Below are 15,471 nucleotides of genomic sequence, written 5' to 3' on the forward strand. Positions count from 1 at the left end.
AGATCATGAATCGTGCCCAAACCATGCCGGGTCTCGCAACATCTACTTCATCGTTCCGAGTCGCACAGTGGCGCATGCTACTGGCGGCCATGTTCTGTTATCTGTTTTTCTACACCGGTCGGCAGACGTTTGGTTTTGCCATTCCGGGCATTCAGGCCGAGTTTGGTTTTACCAAGGCAGATCTTGGCTGGGCATCGGCCGTCATGCTCTGGGCCTATGCCATTGGCCAGGCCATCAACGGCAACCTCGCCGACAAATTCGGCGGCCGACGCATCATGACCCTTGGCGCGGTACTGTCCTGTGGCGCCAACTGGGTAACCAGCTTCGCCGGCGGATTGGCTAGTTTGATCCTGCCTTGGGGTATCAACGGTTACTTCCAAGCCTTGGGTTGGGCTCCGGGTAGCCGACTTCTCTCCAATTGGTGGAGTGCCGGCGAGCGTGGCAAGGTGTATGGCTTATATGTGTTTGCCGCGGGTTGTGCCTCCGTCCTGTCCTACGTGACCTCGATCGTCGTGCTCGAAGTCTTCCAGTTGGAATGGCGCTGGATCTTCCGTTTGCCCGTGCTGCTGATGCTGGCCGGCGGCATCATCTTCTACCTGGTTGTCCGTGAACGTCCGCAGGATCTTGGCTTTGAACCACTTGCTGACACCGGTGTGGCCAACGCCAATGACAAAGACCACGAAGTGGCACACGGTGAAGTCGAAACGTCCGCGCAACGCTACAAGGCGGTACTGAAAAACTTCCGCTTGATCATTGCCGCTGTGTCGCTGGGGTTCCAGAACGCGGCCCGCTATGGCCTGATCGTCTGGGTACCGGTGCACTTTCTGGGTGCCAACTGGAAAAGCGGCGACAGCATGGTCGATCCGAAATGGATTACGGTTGCCCTGCCGGTGGGCATGGCCATCGGCGCCCTCAGTAATGGCTGGGTTTCGGACAAGCTGTTCGGCTCCAAACGCTACCTGGCGATCATGCTCTACATGTTCCTCGGTGCAGCGACCAGCCTGTGGATGTGGAGTATTCCGCCTCATAGCGCAATCGGCCTGGTGGCGCTGTTCCTCTGCGGTTTCTTCGTTTACGGCCCGGCATCGAGTTTCTGGGCGCTCTGCCCGGACCTGGTCGGCGCAAAGCGAGCTGGCACGGCAACCGGTGTCATGAACTTCTCGTCCTATCTGTTCGCCGGCCTGGCGGAACCGCTGATCGGCAGTATGCTCGACAGTACCGGCAATACTTCATTGATCTTCATCGTAGTCACCGCTGCATGCCTGTGCAGTGCGGTGGTCGCGTTGTTCATCAGACGCTGATTACACAGCATGGATGCTTGTAGACAGGCAACGACTCAGGAACAGGACCTTCTATGTACCAGTACCACAAGTGGTTACGTTCCTTTCATGCGGTGGCGAAGACCGGCAGTTTCACCCTCGCCGCCGAGTACCTGAGCGTTGGTCAGCCGACTGTAAGTGAACAGGTCAACGCGCTGGAGAAGAAGTTCTCCGTGGAACTCTTTCATCGTCGAGGCCGTTTTATCGAAATGAGTTCGGCGGGACACAAGCTCTATGCGATCACCCAGGGGCTATTCGGCCAAGAGGATGAAGCCGTGCAACTTCTGCAAAGTTTCAAGCAGCGCAAGACAGGCATGCTGCGCTTGGGGGCGGTCTCTCCTCCCATTGCGATGAACCTGACTTACGAATTGATGCAGCGGCATCCGGACATCGAGCTGGAAACGTCGTTCTCTCCTGAAAAAGAAACACTGGATCGTCTCTTCAACTTCGACATCGATGTGGCGATTCTTGCGCTCTCCGAATTCGACCAGCGCTTTGATACTCAGCTTTATCGACGCTATCCGATTATTGCCGTCGTCCGCGACGACCATCCCTGGGCCAGTCAGAAAGAGGTGCATGTCGAGCAGATCAGCAGCGAGAAGTGGGTCCTTCGCGAAAAAAGCTCTCGCACACGCCAACTGGTGGAAGAGAGCTGCAAGCGACTGGACGTCGCCCTGAACTGCGTCATGCAGTTGAACAGTCGTGAAGCCATTGTCCATGCCATCGCCAAGGGCATCGGCATCGGTTTCGTTTCGGCCGTCGAGTACGCCGAAACGCCGGGCACCAAGCCGATCACCTTCGTCAATCATCCGTTTTCGATCGATTACCACCTGTGCTGCCTGGGTATTCGAAGGAACCGGCCAATGATCGCGGAGTTGTTCGACTCCAGTCCGATACCGACAACCTGATTTCGTAACGCGTTTCAACAATCAATAGGCTTACCTCCCGGTGACGAGAGGGACGGCCTACCCATACCCAAAAATGGAGATTCGTCATGCACTACAAACAACCCACTCATCTGCAAGCCGTTGTTCTGGACTGGGCGGGCACCGTCGTTGATTTCGGTTCCTTCGCCCCAACCCAAATTTTCGTCGAAGCATTCGGCGAGTTTGGCGTAGCCGTTTCGCTGGAGGAAGCACGTGGCCCCATGGGCATGGGCAAGTGGGACCACATCCGCACGTTATGCAACCAGCCACAGATCGCCGAACGCTACCGTGCGGTCTTTGATCGTCTGCCGACCGATGATGATGTCACGGCACTTTATGAGCGCTTCATGCCGCTGCAAATCGAAAAGATCGCGTTGCATTCCGCCGTGATTCCCGGAGCACTGGATGCCATCGGTGCCTTGCGCGACAAGGGCCTGAAAATCGGTTCGTGTTCCGGTTATCCGGCCGTGGTCATGGCAAAAGTAGTGGAGCTGGCGCGACAGAACGGCTACGTCGCCGACCATGTGGTAGCGACCGACGAAGTGCCCAATGGTCGCCCGCACCCTGCTCAGGCCTTGGCCAACGTTATCGCCTTGGGGATCAGTGACGTCGCGGCTTGCGTGAAGGTCGACGACACCTGGCCGGGCATTCTCGAAGGCCGTAGCGCAGGTATGTGGACAGTCGCATTGACCTGCTCCGGCAACGCACTGGGCTTGACCTACGATCAGTACAAGGCGTTGTCCTCCGACAAGCTGACCGAAGAACGTGCCCGCATCATCAAGATGTTCGAAGGCTCTCGCCCGCACTATCTGATCGACACCATCGTCGAGTTGCCGGCAGTCATCGAAGACATCAATGCCCGCCTGGCGCGCGGTGAAACTCCTCAGGGTTCCTGACGCCATACGGCGGCTGAAGCTGACAGTGGCCGTCCACGGACGGCCACAACGGAGGCCAACCGATTGCCGAATTCCGGCGCTCCACGGCCGAAGACATCGAAAAGGCCCTGGACGCTGCCCTCGCGGCTGCTGTTGCCTGGGGCGCTTCTTCTAAAAAGCGTGGGCGATGCAGATGTTTCTGCGTCGCCCTTTCAATAGTCATCGCGAGCTTGCTCGCGATGGCCTAATCAGCGTACAACTTTCGCTCCTCACCACTCAACAGGCCGAGCGTTAGCTCGCCTGCAGCTTTTGATCTTGATGCACCGCCCCATCGAGAGGCCGAGTGGAGGTTCTGCGCAGTGGGCAACCCGGCATGGATGCCGGGTTAGCCGCCCCCGGCCATGGATGGCCGATGGCGGCGGGCCCACGGAGCAGGACCGGAGAGAGGGCATGCCGAGCCTAGGCGAGGCACCGAACGAAAGGGGCAAGAACCCTTTGGTTACTTTGGGGTTCTTTTCCAAAGTGACCCGCCGTAAGGGCGGAACCCTAAGCCGCCGTGACCACAGAAACGGATATGTACACAAAACACAAAACACAAGTCGACCGCCTCGCTGTAGCACTCGGTAACATCCGGCGCTGTTACGGTGCGTCTTTTCAACGACTCGACATCACGCGCCCCGCCCTGCAAGGCCAAAAACAGCCATGGCGTAAATTGTGCATCTAAACGCAACCCAATCCTGCTTGAAGCCGCCATGCGCCCCAAGGAACTGAAACTCTGGACCACCGGTGTTGCCCATTTACTGGACCTTCCTCCCGGGCATGCGCGCCTAGCAGGCTTAAGTCACTGGTTGCGGCAAGTATGCCCGGTCGATCACTTCGTTCTGTTCGTCTACGAAGGCAATCATCGGCCGTTGGCGCTGTTCGACACCTTCGCAGCCGACAAACGTGCGGTGTATGTCGATGACTATCAGTGCGGGCCCTATCTACTTGATCCGTTCTACCTGGCATGCACTCGCGGGCAAGCGCCTGGACTGTGGCGTTTGCGCCAGTTCGCCCCCGACCACTTCTACCTCGGCGAGTATTACCTGACGTATTACCAGCAAACCGGGCTGGCTGAAGAAGTGGCGTTTTTCGTCGATCTCGGTGGCGGCGCCATGGCCGTTCTGTCGTTGATGCGATCCACCGCCAGCTGTGCTTTTGGTCGTGACGAGATGCAGTTGATCGAGTGCGCGCAGGCCGTGGTTGAACAGGTCATCAATGAAGCCTGGCGTTTGCGTCAAGCCCAGCAACCGCGCCCGGCGCAGGACCTGGACTTCAAGATCCGCGAAGCCTTCGATCAGTTCGGCGCACACATCCTCACCCACCGCGAACAGGAGATTGTGCAGTTGCTGCTACGCGGTCACTCCAGCGCCTCGGTCGCCGAACAACTGAGCATCAGTCCTGGCACGGTGAAGATTCACCGCAAGAACATCTACGCCAAGCTCGGCATCGGCAGCCAGTCCGAATTGCTCGGGCTGTTTATCCGCGACCTTACCGGCCAGGAACTGGTCGTCGAAGCCTGACACCTGAAACCGACTCTATCCCCCAAGGGATATATACAGCGCAAAACCCCGATTGCTAGTTTGGCCCCCGACGCACTGATTCATCACTGCAAGGGAGCCCGCCTCGTGAACAACAGCGTGAACGACACTTCGCCAAGCGATATCGAATTCTGCAACGTGGTCAAACGCTATGGCGAGGTGTCAGCCGTCAATGGCCTGAACTTCGCGGTGCGCCGCGGCTCATTCCATTCCTTCCTCGGCGGTTCCGGCTGCGGCAAAACCACCACCCTGCGCATGATCGCCGGCTTCGAACAGCCCAGTAGCGGCGAAGTGCGCCTGTCGGGCAAGAACGTTGCCGGAGTGCCTGCGTTTGAGCGGCCTGTGAACATGGTGTTCCAGCATTACGCCCTCTTCCCGCACCTGACAGTGGCGCAGAACATCGCCTATGGGCTGCGTTATCGCACCCCGCGACCCGACAAAAAAACCCAACTGCGCATGGCTGATGAAGCGTTGGAAATGGTGCGCCTGAGCGGCTTCGGCCAACGCAAGCCGAGTGAACTTTCCGGCGGCCAACAGCAGCGTGTGGCCCTGGCCCGGGCGCTGGTCAACAAGCCGACCGTGTTGCTGCTGGACGAGCCGCTGGCGGCGCTGGACCGCAAGCTGCGCAAGGAAATGCAATCCGAATTGCTGCGCCTGCAACGCGAAGTCGGCATCACCTTTGTGCTGGTCACCCACGATCAGGAAGAAGCCTTGTCGATGAGTGACAGCATCAGCGTGATGCGCAACGGTTCGATCATCCAGACCGCCACCCCGGAACAACTGTATGAAGCGCCGGCCAGCCGTTACGTGGCCGACTTTATCGGCGAATCCAATCTGTTCAACGGCACGGTTCGCCAAATGCAGGGCGATTCAGTAGTGCTGCGCACCGAGCAAGGGCTGGAACTGACCAGCCCACTGACGCCCACCGGTAACGCCTTAAGCGCAGACGCCGCCGGTTGCATCGCGGTGCGCCCGGAGCTGATCAGCATCGCCAGCGCCAACGCCGACATGACCCGCGAAGTGAAACTGCAAGGCCACGTGGAAGACCGCATCTACCTCGGTAACTCCACCGAATACCGCGTGCGCACCCAAGCCTTTGGCGTGGTTTGCGTGCGTGTGCCGCGCCAGCAGGACCACGGCGCCAATGCATTCGAACACGGCGCTGCAGTGAGCGTCGGCTGGGATCACGCCAATGGCCTGGCCATGGCGTTGTAAATCATCGATTCGTTTCATCAACCGAATGTGGAGCGTGCTATGGACCAGAAGACGTTTATCAAAACCTTGCGTAGCTGGCAGAACGGCTCGATCAGCCGCCGCGAATTCCTTGGCCGCACAGGCCTGGGAATTGCCGCAGCGGTGGTCGCAACCAACATGCCCGGCCTGCTGACCTCCACCGCCGAGGCCGCCGAGCAGGCCAAGCTGGGCGATCGCCTGTCGCTGGCGACCTGGCCGAATTACCACAGCCAGGAAAACCTCGACACCTTCGCCAAAACCACCGGTGCGCGCGTTTCGATGAGCGTGTTCGGTTCCAACGAAGAGATGCTTGCCAAATTGCAGGCCGGTGGCAGTGGCTGGGACGTACTGGTGCCGACCAACTACACCATTAGCACTTACGTTGGCCTGGGCCTGATCGAACCATTGGACCTGTCGCGCATTCCCAACTTTGAGGCGTCGGCTTTCCAGCAAAAGTTCATGGCCCAGGGAACGGTGGACGGCAAGGTGTATGCGGTGCCGAAAAACTGGGGCACTACCGGCATGCTCTACGACGCCGGCAAACTGAAGAACGGCCCCGCCAGCTGGAAAGAATTCTGGGCAGCAGCTCAAGGCCCCGCCAGCGGTCGGACGATGGTTCACGACTACCAACTGACCGCCATCGGCAACGCGCTGAAAAGCTTCGGCTATAGCTTCAATTCCCTGGACCCGAAAGAGCTGGCCGATGCCGAAAAACTGCTGATCGAGGTCAAGCCGCACCTGTTCGCCATCAACTCCGACATCCAGCCGTCAATGCGCAGCGGCGATGCCTGGCTGGCCATGTCCTGGACCGGCGATGCCTCTCAGTTGCACCGCGACAACGCGCAGATGCAGTTCGAACTGGGCAAGGAAGGTGGCGAATTGTGGAGTGACTTCTATGCCATTCCCAAAAGCTCGGAGCACAAGGACGCGGCCTACGCCTTCATCAACTACCTGCTCGATCCGCAGCACAACAAGCTCGAAGTGTTGAGCCACGGCTACCCGAGCGGCGACAAACGCGTCGATGCGTTGCTCCCCACCGCCATGCTCGACGATCCGATCATGTACCCGGCCGCCGAAGCGCTCAGTCCTCTGGAGTTCGGTGCCGCGGCGACGCTCACCAGCCCGGCGCGCGCCGAACTGATGGCTCGCTTCAAGTCCGCCTGATCGCCTGGCCATGGCCAATGAGGAGTCCCCCATGAACGCCACCACCCATCCGCAAACGGTGCAGCCGGGCAATGCCCTGTCGGTCGAGGTTCGCCAACGGCGCAGCCTCGGCCGGCGGATCACCCTGCTGATGCTCTTGCCCTCGACCTTGTGGTTCCTGCTGCTGTTGTTGATGCCGCTGGTGATCATCCTGGTCTTCAGTTTCGGCGAGCGCAGTGCCGTGGGCGGTTACGCCGGTGGCTTCACGCTGGCCAACTACCTGAACCTCGGTTCCCGTGGCGCGGCGTTCAGCAACACGCTGATGTTGGCGCCGCTGGGCACGCTGGTGTGCCTGGTGGCGGCTTACCCGCTGGCGTATTTTCTGGCGGTCAAGGTCAGCAAGAATCGCTCGCTGCTACTGACGCTGGTGATTGTGCCGTTCTGGACCAGTTTCCTGATCCGCACTTACGCCTGGATTTTCATCCTCAGCGGCAAGGGCATTCCGGCCTTGCTCGCCAGCCTTGGCCTTGAAGACGTGCGGCTGATCAATACGCCGTGGGCAGTGCTGATCGGCATTGTTTACGGCTACTTGCCGCTGATGGTGTTTCCGATTTACGTCAGCCTGGAAAAACTCGACAAGCGTCTGCTCGAAGCCTCGGCGGACCTGGGTGCCAGCGCTTTCGAAAGTTTCCGGCGGATCACCCTGCCACTCTCCGCGCCCGGAATCATCACCGGGGTGATGCTGGTGTTCATCCTGTTGATGGGCGAGTTCCTGATCCCGGCCATTCTCGGTGGCGGCAAAGTGTTCTTCGTCGGCAACGCACTGGTCGACCTGTTTCTGCAATCGCGCAACTGGCCCTTCGGCAGCGCGCTGGCGATGACCCTGGTGGCAATGATGCTGCTGATCATCGGCGTGTATTTGAAACTGGTGGCGCGCTATGGCGGCCGCCCTGCCGACGGAGGGTTGTGACATGTGGCTGCGCAGCTATTCGACTTCGCTGTACCTGTTTCTCTACGCACCAATCGCGCTGATCGTGCTGTTCAGCTTCAACGCCGGGCGCAGTGGCCTGGCGTTCGAATGCTGCTCGGTGCAATGGTTTGGTCGCGCGTTTGGCAACCCGTTCATCATGGAGGCGCTGGGCCATAGTGCGTTCATTGCCTTCACTTCAGCGGTGATTGCCACGCTGTTCGGCACGCTCGCGGTGTTCGGTTTGCAACGTGCCGGCGCCAAAGTGCGGTTGCTGTTCGATGCGCTGACCTATTGCGCAATCATCGTGCCCGGGATCGTCATCGGCATCTCGACGCTGATTGCGTTCATTAGCCTGTTCGACCTGATCAACCCGTTGCTGGCGAGCTGGATACCGAGCGTGCCACGGTTGAACATGGGCTTCTTTACCGTGATCGCCGCGCACTCGCTGTTCACCATGGCGTTGGTCATGGTGATCGTGCGCAGCCGCGTCGATTCACTGGACAAGGCCTTGCTGGAAGCCTCGGCCGACCTTTACGCACCGCCAATGCAAACGTTCTGGCGGGTCACCCTGCCGCAGATCAGTCCGGCGATCATGGCCGGGTTTCTGCTGGCGTTCACCTTCAGCTTCGACGATTTCATCATCGCGTTCTTCGTCGCCGGCTCCGAAACAACCTTGCCGATCTACATCTTTTCATCCATCCGCCGCGGCGTGACCCCGGAGATCAACGCGGTTTCGACCGTCATCATCTGCGCGTCGCTGGCGCTGCTGTTCACTTCCCGTCACCTGCAAAACCGCCGCACCGGCGTCCAGGAGTCTCACCATGCGTGATCAGCTTTACATCAACGGCGAGTGGGTCAGCCCGGATCTGGGCGGTTACCTGGACGTCATCGACCCGGCCACCGGACAGGCTTTCCATCGGGTCGCCGCGGGCACCGAAGAAGACGTCGATCATGCGGTGCGCGCCGCCAGGCGAGCGTTCGATAACGGCTGGAGCCAAACCACTGGCGCCGAGCGCGCGCAGTGGCTGGAAGCGTTGGCTGATGAACTGGACAGTGGTCAACAGGCGTTGGCTGAACTGGAAGTGCGCGACAACGGCAAACCGTTGCCCGAAGCGCAGTGGGACGTTGGCGATGCAATCGGTTGCTTTCGTTACTACGCCGGATTGGCCCGCGAACTGGATCAGCAGCAGGATCAACCGCTGGCGCTGCCGGACGAGCGTTTTCGCTGCCGCATCCGTCATGAGCCGATCGGCGTTGCCGGGCAGATCATCCCCTGGAACTACCCGCTGCTGATGGCCGCGTGGAAGGTCGCGCCCGCCTTGGCCGCCGGTGCCACGCTGGTGTTGAAACCGTCCGAACTGACACCACTGACGGCACTGGAACTGGCCGCGGCCGCCGACCGCATCGGTCTGCCGGCCGGGGTCCTGAACGTCGTGACCGGTCTTGGAGCCGACGCCGGCGGCCCGCTCACCGAACACCCTGGCGTGGACAAACTGGCCTTCACCGGCAGCGTGCCCACCGGGGCAAAAATCATGTCGGCGGCCGCTCGCGACATCAAGAACATCAGCCTGGAGCTGGGCGGAAAATCTGCGTTGATTGTGTTCGACGACGCCGATGTCGAAGCGGCGGTGGAGTGGATTCTGTTCGGGATTTTCTGGAACCAGGGTCAGGTGTGCAGCGCCACTTCACGCTTGCTGGTACAGGAAAACATCGCCTCGCGGTTGATCGAGCGACTGGTTGAGGAAACCCGCAAGATCACCATCGGCCCAGGGCTGGAACCCGGCGTGTTGTTGGGCCCTTTGGTCAGCCGGGGTCAACACGACAAGGTCCTCGGCTTTATCGATCAGGGACTGGCCAGCGGCGCACGCCTGCTCACCGGAGGTCGGCAACCGGCGTATCTGCCAGAGGGTTATTTCATCGAACCGGCCATCTTCGACGAGCCCGGACACAGCAGCATCCTCTGGCGCGAAGAGGTGTTCGGCCCGGTGCTGTGCATCAAGCGCTTCAAGACCGAAGAGCAAGCCTTGCAAATGGCCAACGCCAGCCGCTTCGGCCTCGCCGCCGCCGTGATGAGTGCTGATTTGCAACGTACCGCCCGCGTCGCCAACCAACTGCGCGCCGGGATTATCTGGGTCAACTGCTCGCAACCGACCTTCGTCGAGGCACCGTGGGGCGGCATGAAACACAGCGGTATTGGTCGGGAACTCGGCCAATGGGGGCTGCACAACTATCTGGAGGTGAAGCAAGTGACCGAATACGTCAGCGACCAACCATGGGGCTGGTATCTGAAATAACCGGTCGGTGCTTCAGTTCAAATACCTGCCCCAGGCTTCGCCGTTGTATCGGGTGATCTGCTTGGGCCTTTAACTGGCCCTCCAGAACCTGCACAATTGTCGGCTTTTTTCGCGACAGGAAGTCCCCATGCAACGGATTGTAATTCTGGGCAATGCCGGTAGCGGCAAGTCCACCCTCGCCCGTGCCCTCGGCAAGCGACTGAGTCTGCCCGTGGTGCACCTGGACACGCTGTTCTGGGAGCCTGGTTGGGTCGAACCCGATGCTGAGCAGTTCCGCGCACGGGTCCGCGAAGCGGTCGCACCGGATGCCTGGATTTGTGAAGGCAACTATGCGCGGCGAACCTTCGACCTTCGCCTGCCCCTTACCGACCTGATCATCTGGCTCGATACGCCGCGGCTCACCTGTTTCACCCGGGTGATCATGCGCAGCGTAATGAACCGCCCTCGCCCTGACCTTGCAGCAGGCTGTACAGAGAAGCTCGACCGGGCGTTCCTGACCTTCCTGAGCTTCGTGTGGAATTTCGATCGTGGCTATCGCCCGGGTATCGAGGCGGTGCGCCTGGCCCTAGGCCCGCAAATTTCCACGGTGCACTTGCGCGGTACCCGGCAGATTGCTGCATTTCTCGATAGCTTGCCCGCAACGCCTGGAATCTGCCTTGAATAGAGGGAGGGTGAGATCCGAGCGATTGATGATGCTGGATGGCATAATCGCGAACGGTTCATAACAGGGGCGTATCAATGACCGCTGACAGCTACGACCAACTCGCGATCTTTTCGGCCGTGGCACAGGAGCGCAGTTTCACCCGCGCGGCAGCCAAACTGGGCATGTCACAGCCGGCCTTGAGCCGGGCCATGCGTCAGTTGGAGGAACGACTGGGCGTCAGGTTACTTGCTCGCACCACTCGCAGCGTATCCCCCACGGAAGCGGGCGAGCATCTGCTGCGAGTGATCGCCCCCAGATTCGAAGAGATCGACAACGAGCTGGCATTGCTCAGCGAATTCCGTGACAAGCCTTCAGGCAAACTGCGTATCACGGCAGGCGAGCATTCTGCGATCACGATCCTGCATCCCGTGCTCGCAAAGCTGCTGCCCGACAATCCCGATCTCAAGATCGAGATCATCGTCGATTACGGCCTGACCGACATCGTGGCTGAAGGCTTCGACGCCGGCGTCCGGTTGGGTGAGCAGGTCGCCAAGGACATGATCGCGATGCGTATCGGCCCCGACATGCGCATGGCAGTGGTCAGCTCCCCAGAGTATTTCGCTCGGTATCCGAAGCCAAAAATCCCGAGCGATCTCATGCAGCACAACTGCATCACACTGCGCATGCCGACTTATGGTGGCCTCTTCCTCTGGGAGTTCGAGAAGAACGGGCAAGAATTGAAAGTACGCGTGGAAGGCCAATTGGTGTTCAACAACATTGCCATGCGCCTGGAGGCCGCCCTCCAGGGGTTGGGGCTGGCTTATATGCCAGAAGACCTGGTGCAGGAGCATGTTGCACAGGGTCGGTTGATTCGCGTACTCGCGGATTGGTGCGAGCCATTCTCGGGATACCACCTCTACTATCCAAGCCGACGCCAGAGTTCACCCGCCTTTACGTTGCTGCGTGAAGCCCTGCGCTATTCCAGCTGACAGGCCTGCGCGCTTGACCGGTGGCCGATCCCTGACTCACGGCCGCCCGGCCGTTTCAGCCAGATGTTTGTCCAGCGCCTCGCCGGCACGCTTGGCCGCATCAGCGTCACCTTGGTCGGCCAGTACCTGAGCGAGTTGACGCAATTGCGCAGCGCTCAGACCTACCCTCATGCTGGCGGCCATGTGCGAACGCAGTTGCGGCTCCACACCGGGCGTGGCGGCCAGCGCTGCAACCGTAGCCAGTTCACGACTTTGCCAATCGAGGTTGTCTCGCTCGAAGATGTCGCCGAACAAATGCGCCTGCAAATATTGATTGATGACAGGTGCAAAGTCGAACAGCGGGCCCTGGACGGGTGCACCGGAAATGCGGGTCTGATTGGCCTTGCCCACGACCAGCAATTCAGCGCCGGTTGGAATGACACGACCGGGCTCGCGCCCCGGATCATCCTGAATGCCGCGTTGTTTGCGTGCGTCCACCACTTTCATCAGCTCGCCGAGTGCGTTGAGACTGCGAGGGAAGCCGGTGTAAGCGTAGAGCTGCACCAGTATTTCCTTCGCCTCGCTGACGGTCAGCCCCGCATCCAGCCCCTTGTTCAAGGCAGCATTGAGCATGGGCATGTTGCTTGTGGCCATGGAGGCTGCAATCAACGGGATAGCCTGCTGCTTGGCTGACAGCACCTCGGAAACGGCATGTTCGGCAGACGTTGCTTGCGACGTCGCCGAACTTTGTGCGTTGTTTGGGTAATCGGTGACTTTCTCCAGCCATTGCACACTTTTGCCATCCACCACGCCGGTCACAGCCAGGTGAGTCATGGCGCTTGTCGGTGCGGCACCGTGCCAGTGCTTGACGCCCGGTGGGCAGACGATCACGTCTCCCGGACGGATTTCCTGCACGGGCTTGCCCCATTCCTGAGCCAGGCCCACACCTGCGATCACCACCAATCGCTGGCCTGCTGGATGGGTATGCCAGGCCGAACGCGCGCCCGGCTCGAAGGTAACGTAGGCGCCGGATGCATTGATTTCGCCAGTGGCGGGAAACAAGGGATCGACGCGCACCCGCCCGGAGAAATAATCCGCCGGCCCCGCCGTCGAAGCCTGTGTACCGGCACGTCGGATCTGCTGGGCAGCCTGGGACTCACTGACATTGTCTGCTTGTCCGGCGGCGCTGGCGAAGGGCGTCGCGGCGCACATCGCGATCCCCAATAGGGTTTTGTTCATGATGACGGCTCCTTGAATTTAGAGCGTTCTGGCGTAAAACGCGGTCAGCTGGTCCATTGCGACGTCCACATAGGCAGGCACCCAGTAAGTTTCAATATGGGTCGCGCCATCGATCTTGACCAATGACTTGTCTTTCGTACTGGAGGCCTTGGAAAAGGCTTGCTCAGACATGTACAGGCTGTCGGCCTTGCTGCCCGCAATCATCAGCAATGGCTTGTCGATCAGTTCGATCTGGTCCGTTGCATCGAAGCTCATCAAGTCCAGCAAACTGCTCAAGGTGTATCTGAAGGTCGAGTTAGGGTGAGCATGGGTTTTGCCGTAATACTCAAAACCCTGCCGATACAGATCAAACGGCAATTTGGCGATCTGCTCGTCCGTCAGCCTGGCATCCCCGGTGTAGAGAATTTCCTCGCCGGCCGCTTCTTGGGCGCGGGCAGCGGAAGCTTGCTGCAAGCGCTCCTGGACCGTGGACAGTTGCGAATCCCGGTAGCCATTACGGCGAACCAGCCCTGAGTTGAACATGCTCAAGGTTGCGATCGACTGGAATCGCTTGTCGGTTTGCGCCGCCTTCAATGAATAGCCGCCACCGCCGCAGATGCCGAGCAAGCCCAAACGCGTACTGTCGACGCCGGGGTAGCGGGCGATGAAATCCGCCATGCCGTGGATGTCCTCGATGCGATACGCGGGTTTATCGACGTTACGCGGCTGACCGCCGCTGGCGCCCTGATACGCCGCATCCGCAGTGATCGTAATGTAGCCCTGATCTGCCAGGCGCTGGGCATACAGGCCTGCAACCTGCTCCTTCACCCCGCCATTGGGATGCGCCACCACGACAACCGGATATTTCTTCGCCGAGTCATAGTTCGCCGGGGTGTAAACGTTGGCGGAAATGTCCAGTCCATTGAGCTTGTAGGTGACCGGATGGAGGTTGACCTTGCCCGGCTCGTTCTTCGTCAGTGCGCCACCGTAGGTCAATGTGAAGGGGTTCTGCTTGTAGTCCGCGGCCTCAACTTCGGCTGCCGATATACCGATTATTGCGGCCAGAACGGTGGCCTTTATCGTGGTTCGCGTCATATGAATAATCCTGCCTATTGCGACTTCTGAGGAGCTCGGCGGCCATCGCCGGGCTCGTTTTCAATCCAGGTCTTTCTCTGCGAGAAACTTCGAAACCAGATCCGCGATCTCGACATTGTTGAGGTCCGAGAAGGGAAAGTGGGAATTGCCCTTGATCCCGATCTCAGGCAAATGGATCAGCCTTACATCACCGCCATACCGGTTCACGGCGTCTCGCCACAGGCGCGCCATCTCAAGCCGGGCGCGCCAGCTGTCTTGCGCGGGCAGACGCACCGGTTTTTCGGGGATGTTGTCGCCATAGAAGATGACGATGGGGATGCGGGTCAGCGCTTCGAACTGCGCCTTGGATACGACCTGCGCCGAGAGTGTGTCGAATGCACTGGGGATCGGCACCGGGGCTTCACCTTCGGGAAACACGAAGCTGCTGCCCGGCTCGAACGCCACAATGGCCCGCACATTACGGCTCTTGATCGCTGTCAGCCAACCGGGCCCGCCACCTTGCGAGTGGGTAAACAGAATGGCCGGGCCAGTCTTTTCCAGCAGCGCAGACACGCCATCGGAAACCACATCAATGTCATAAGGACCGGTATTGGGCGTCATCGAGCGGAAGAATTGCTCCAGCGCCTCCTGCTCACGTGGAAACTGACTGCCCTCGAAGCTGTTTGGCCACACACCAATGCGGAACTGGTTAAACCACAGTTGCTCGTCCGCCACTGGTTTGATTGTGGTTTCAACCAGACTGCGTCCCGCATCGCCACGGCGCGGCTGGTCGATCAGGTAGGTGGAAAAGCCGCGACGCAGGAAGATGTTCTGGAACCCTTCTCGACCATCCGCCGTCGTCTCCCAGGACTTCGCGGACTGCCCTGCACCATGCAACATGACAATCGGGAGCGGGCGAGCGTCGACCGGAATCTGGTAGAACGCATACACGTGATCGCCATGATAGGTTTGGCCATCAGGCTTCATCGGTGTGTACGGATCAAAGACACCCGGTTGGGTCATCATTCCGCCGCCGGCCATCAGGCTTCCCTGTTTATCGATGATCAGCGGACTGCGATCGCCCGCCTCCACGACCGCAGCGGTGCACAGAGCAAAACAAAGAGTGCCCGCCTTCGCTACGGCGGGCATGCACTTGCGGATGATGTGCTGGGTCATGGATTGCTCTCGGCTTGTATTCGCAGAGAAGCAACTTACCCTTCGACTATTG

At 59.8% G+C, this 15,471-nt stretch carries 14 protein-coding genes and 1 pseudogene; 12 read left to right on the forward strand and 3 right to left on the reverse strand.

The window, feature by feature from the left end:
* The first annotated feature begins 5 nt into the window (after positions 1–5).
* The 12 genes and pseudogenes from CKW16_RS11555 to CKW16_RS11610 all read left to right on the forward strand — a co-directional run bounded on the left by CKW16_RS11555 (position 6) and on the right by CKW16_RS11610 (position 11,972).
* Positions 6–1,301: an MFS transporter gene (locus CKW16_RS11555; protein WP_095128542.1), complete on the forward strand. Its 1,296-nt coding sequence runs from the start codon at positions 6–8 to the stop codon at positions 1,299–1,301.
* 53 nt (positions 1,302–1,354) lie between these two features.
* Complete coding sequence (locus CKW16_RS11560) at positions 1,355–2,227, forward strand: LysR substrate-binding domain-containing protein (protein WP_056744707.1); 873 nt, start codon at positions 1,355–1,357, stop codon at positions 2,225–2,227.
* Between the two features lie 86 nt (positions 2,228–2,313).
* Positions 2,314–3,141, forward strand: a complete 828-nt coding sequence (gene phnX / locus CKW16_RS11565) for a phosphonoacetaldehyde hydrolase (RefSeq protein WP_095128543.1) — start codon at positions 2,314–2,316, stop codon at positions 3,139–3,141.
* 53 nt (positions 3,142–3,194) lie between these two features.
* Positions 3,195–3,293: pseudogene (locus tag CKW16_RS32550) on the forward strand (hypothetical protein); the annotation flags it as partial.
* A gap of 579 nt (positions 3,294–3,872) precedes the next feature.
* The gene (locus tag CKW16_RS11575; RefSeq protein WP_095128545.1) at positions 3,873–4,682 is read left to right on the forward strand and encodes a response regulator transcription factor; all 810 of its coding nucleotides are present in this window, start codon (positions 3,873–3,875) and stop codon (positions 4,680–4,682) included.
* A 105-nt stretch (positions 4,683–4,787) separates the two neighbouring features.
* The gene (locus tag CKW16_RS11580) at positions 4,788–5,915 is read left to right on the forward strand and encodes an ABC transporter ATP-binding protein (RefSeq protein WP_371918019.1); all 1,128 of its coding nucleotides are present in this window, start codon (positions 4,788–4,790) and stop codon (positions 5,913–5,915) included.
* Positions 5,916–5,954: 39 nt separating this feature from the next.
* Complete coding sequence (locus tag CKW16_RS11585; protein ID WP_095128546.1) at positions 5,955–7,097, forward strand: PotD/PotF family extracellular solute-binding protein; 1,143 nt, start codon at positions 5,955–5,957, stop codon at positions 7,095–7,097.
* Positions 7,098–7,128: 31 nt separating this feature from the next.
* The gene (locus CKW16_RS11590) at positions 7,129–8,046 is read left to right on the forward strand and encodes an ABC transporter permease (protein WP_095128547.1); all 918 of its coding nucleotides are present in this window, start codon (positions 7,129–7,131) and stop codon (positions 8,044–8,046) included.
* Position 8,047: 1 nt separating this feature from the next.
* A complete protein-coding gene (locus CKW16_RS11595) occupies positions 8,048–8,875 on the forward strand; it encodes an ABC transporter permease (protein WP_095128548.1) in 828 nt (275 codons plus the stop codon).
* On the forward strand, positions 8,868–10,340 hold the full coding sequence (locus CKW16_RS11600; protein ID WP_095128549.1) for an aldehyde dehydrogenase family protein: 1,473 nt from the start codon (positions 8,868–8,870) through the stop codon (positions 10,338–10,340). The genes CKW16_RS11595 and CKW16_RS11600 overlap by 8 nt, the downstream gene beginning before the upstream one ends.
* 127 nt (positions 10,341–10,467) lie before the next feature.
* Positions 10,468–11,004 carry an AAA family ATPase gene (locus CKW16_RS11605; RefSeq protein ID WP_095128550.1) on the forward strand — a complete coding sequence of 179 codons (537 nt, stop codon included), beginning with the start codon at positions 10,468–10,470 and terminating at the stop codon, positions 11,002–11,004.
* 74 nt (positions 11,005–11,078) lie between these two features.
* Positions 11,079–11,972 carry a LysR family transcriptional regulator gene (locus CKW16_RS11610; protein WP_095128551.1) on the forward strand — a complete coding sequence of 298 codons (894 nt, stop codon included), beginning with the start codon at positions 11,079–11,081 and terminating at the stop codon, positions 11,970–11,972.
* Positions 11,973–12,008: 36 nt separating this feature from the next.
* Here the strand turns inward: CKW16_RS11610 and CKW16_RS11615 are convergent, their stop codons facing one another.
* The 3 genes from CKW16_RS11615 to CKW16_RS11625 are packed head-to-tail and all read right to left on the reverse strand — an operon-like array spanning position 12,009 to position 15,419.
* Positions 12,009–13,190: a carboxymuconolactone decarboxylase family protein gene (locus CKW16_RS11615; RefSeq protein ID WP_095128552.1), complete on the reverse strand. Its 1,182-nt coding sequence runs from the start codon at positions 13,188–13,190 to the stop codon at positions 12,009–12,011.
* 18 nt (positions 13,191–13,208) lie between these two features.
* The gene (locus tag CKW16_RS11620) at positions 13,209–14,264 is read right to left on the reverse strand and encodes an alpha/beta hydrolase (RefSeq protein ID WP_095128553.1); all 1,056 of its coding nucleotides are present in this window, start codon (positions 14,262–14,264) and stop codon (positions 13,209–13,211) included.
* Between the two features lie 60 nt (positions 14,265–14,324).
* Positions 14,325–15,419, reverse strand: a complete 1,095-nt coding sequence (locus CKW16_RS11625) for an alpha/beta fold hydrolase (protein WP_095128554.1) — start codon at positions 15,417–15,419, stop codon at positions 14,325–14,327.
* Positions 15,420–15,471: the final 52 nt, after the last annotated feature.

Source organism: Pseudomonas sp. Irchel s3h14 (assembly GCF_900187425.1).
Taxonomy (GTDB): domain Bacteria; phylum Pseudomonadota; class Gammaproteobacteria; order Pseudomonadales; family Pseudomonadaceae; genus Aquipseudomonas.

Excerpts from the sequence above, each read along its gene's own strand:
- CKW16_RS11555 (WP_095128542.1), top strand. The coding sequence starts at position 6 with ATGAATCGTGCCCAAACCATGCCGGGTCTCGCAACATCTACTTCATCG.
- CKW16_RS11560 (WP_056744707.1), top strand. The coding sequence starts at position 1,355 with ATGTACCAGTACCACAAGTGGTTACGTTCCTTTCATGCGGTGGCGAAG.
- phnX (WP_095128543.1), top strand. The coding sequence starts at position 2,314 with ATGCACTACAAACAACCCACTCATCTGCAAGCCGTTGTTCTGGACTGG.
- CKW16_RS11575 (WP_095128545.1), top strand. The coding sequence starts at position 3,873 with ATGCGCCCCAAGGAACTGAAACTCTGGACCACCGGTGTTGCCCATTTA.
- CKW16_RS11585 (WP_095128546.1), top strand. The coding sequence starts at position 5,955 with ATGGACCAGAAGACGTTTATCAAAACCTTGCGTAGCTGGCAGAACGGC.
- CKW16_RS11590 (WP_095128547.1), top strand. The coding sequence starts at position 7,129 with ATGAACGCCACCACCCATCCGCAAACGGTGCAGCCGGGCAATGCCCTG.
- CKW16_RS11595 (WP_095128548.1), top strand. The coding sequence starts at position 8,048 with ATGTGGCTGCGCAGCTATTCGACTTCGCTGTACCTGTTTCTCTACGCA.
- CKW16_RS11600 (WP_095128549.1), top strand. The coding sequence starts at position 8,868 with ATGCGTGATCAGCTTTACATCAACGGCGAGTGGGTCAGCCCGGATCTG.
- CKW16_RS11605 (WP_095128550.1), top strand. The coding sequence starts at position 10,468 with ATGCAACGGATTGTAATTCTGGGCAATGCCGGTAGCGGCAAGTCCACC.
- CKW16_RS11610 (WP_095128551.1), top strand. The coding sequence starts at position 11,079 with ATGACCGCTGACAGCTACGACCAACTCGCGATCTTTTCGGCCGTGGCA.
- CKW16_RS11615 (WP_095128552.1), bottom strand. The coding sequence starts at position 13,190 with ATGAACAAAACCCTATTGGGGATCGCGATGTGCGCCGCGACGCCCTTC.
- CKW16_RS11620 (WP_095128553.1), bottom strand. The coding sequence starts at position 14,264 with ATGACGCGAACCACGATAAAGGCCACCGTTCTGGCCGCAATAATCGGT.
- CKW16_RS11625 (WP_095128554.1), bottom strand. The coding sequence starts at position 15,419 with ATGACCCAGCACATCATCCGCAAGTGCATGCCCGCCGTAGCGAAGGCG.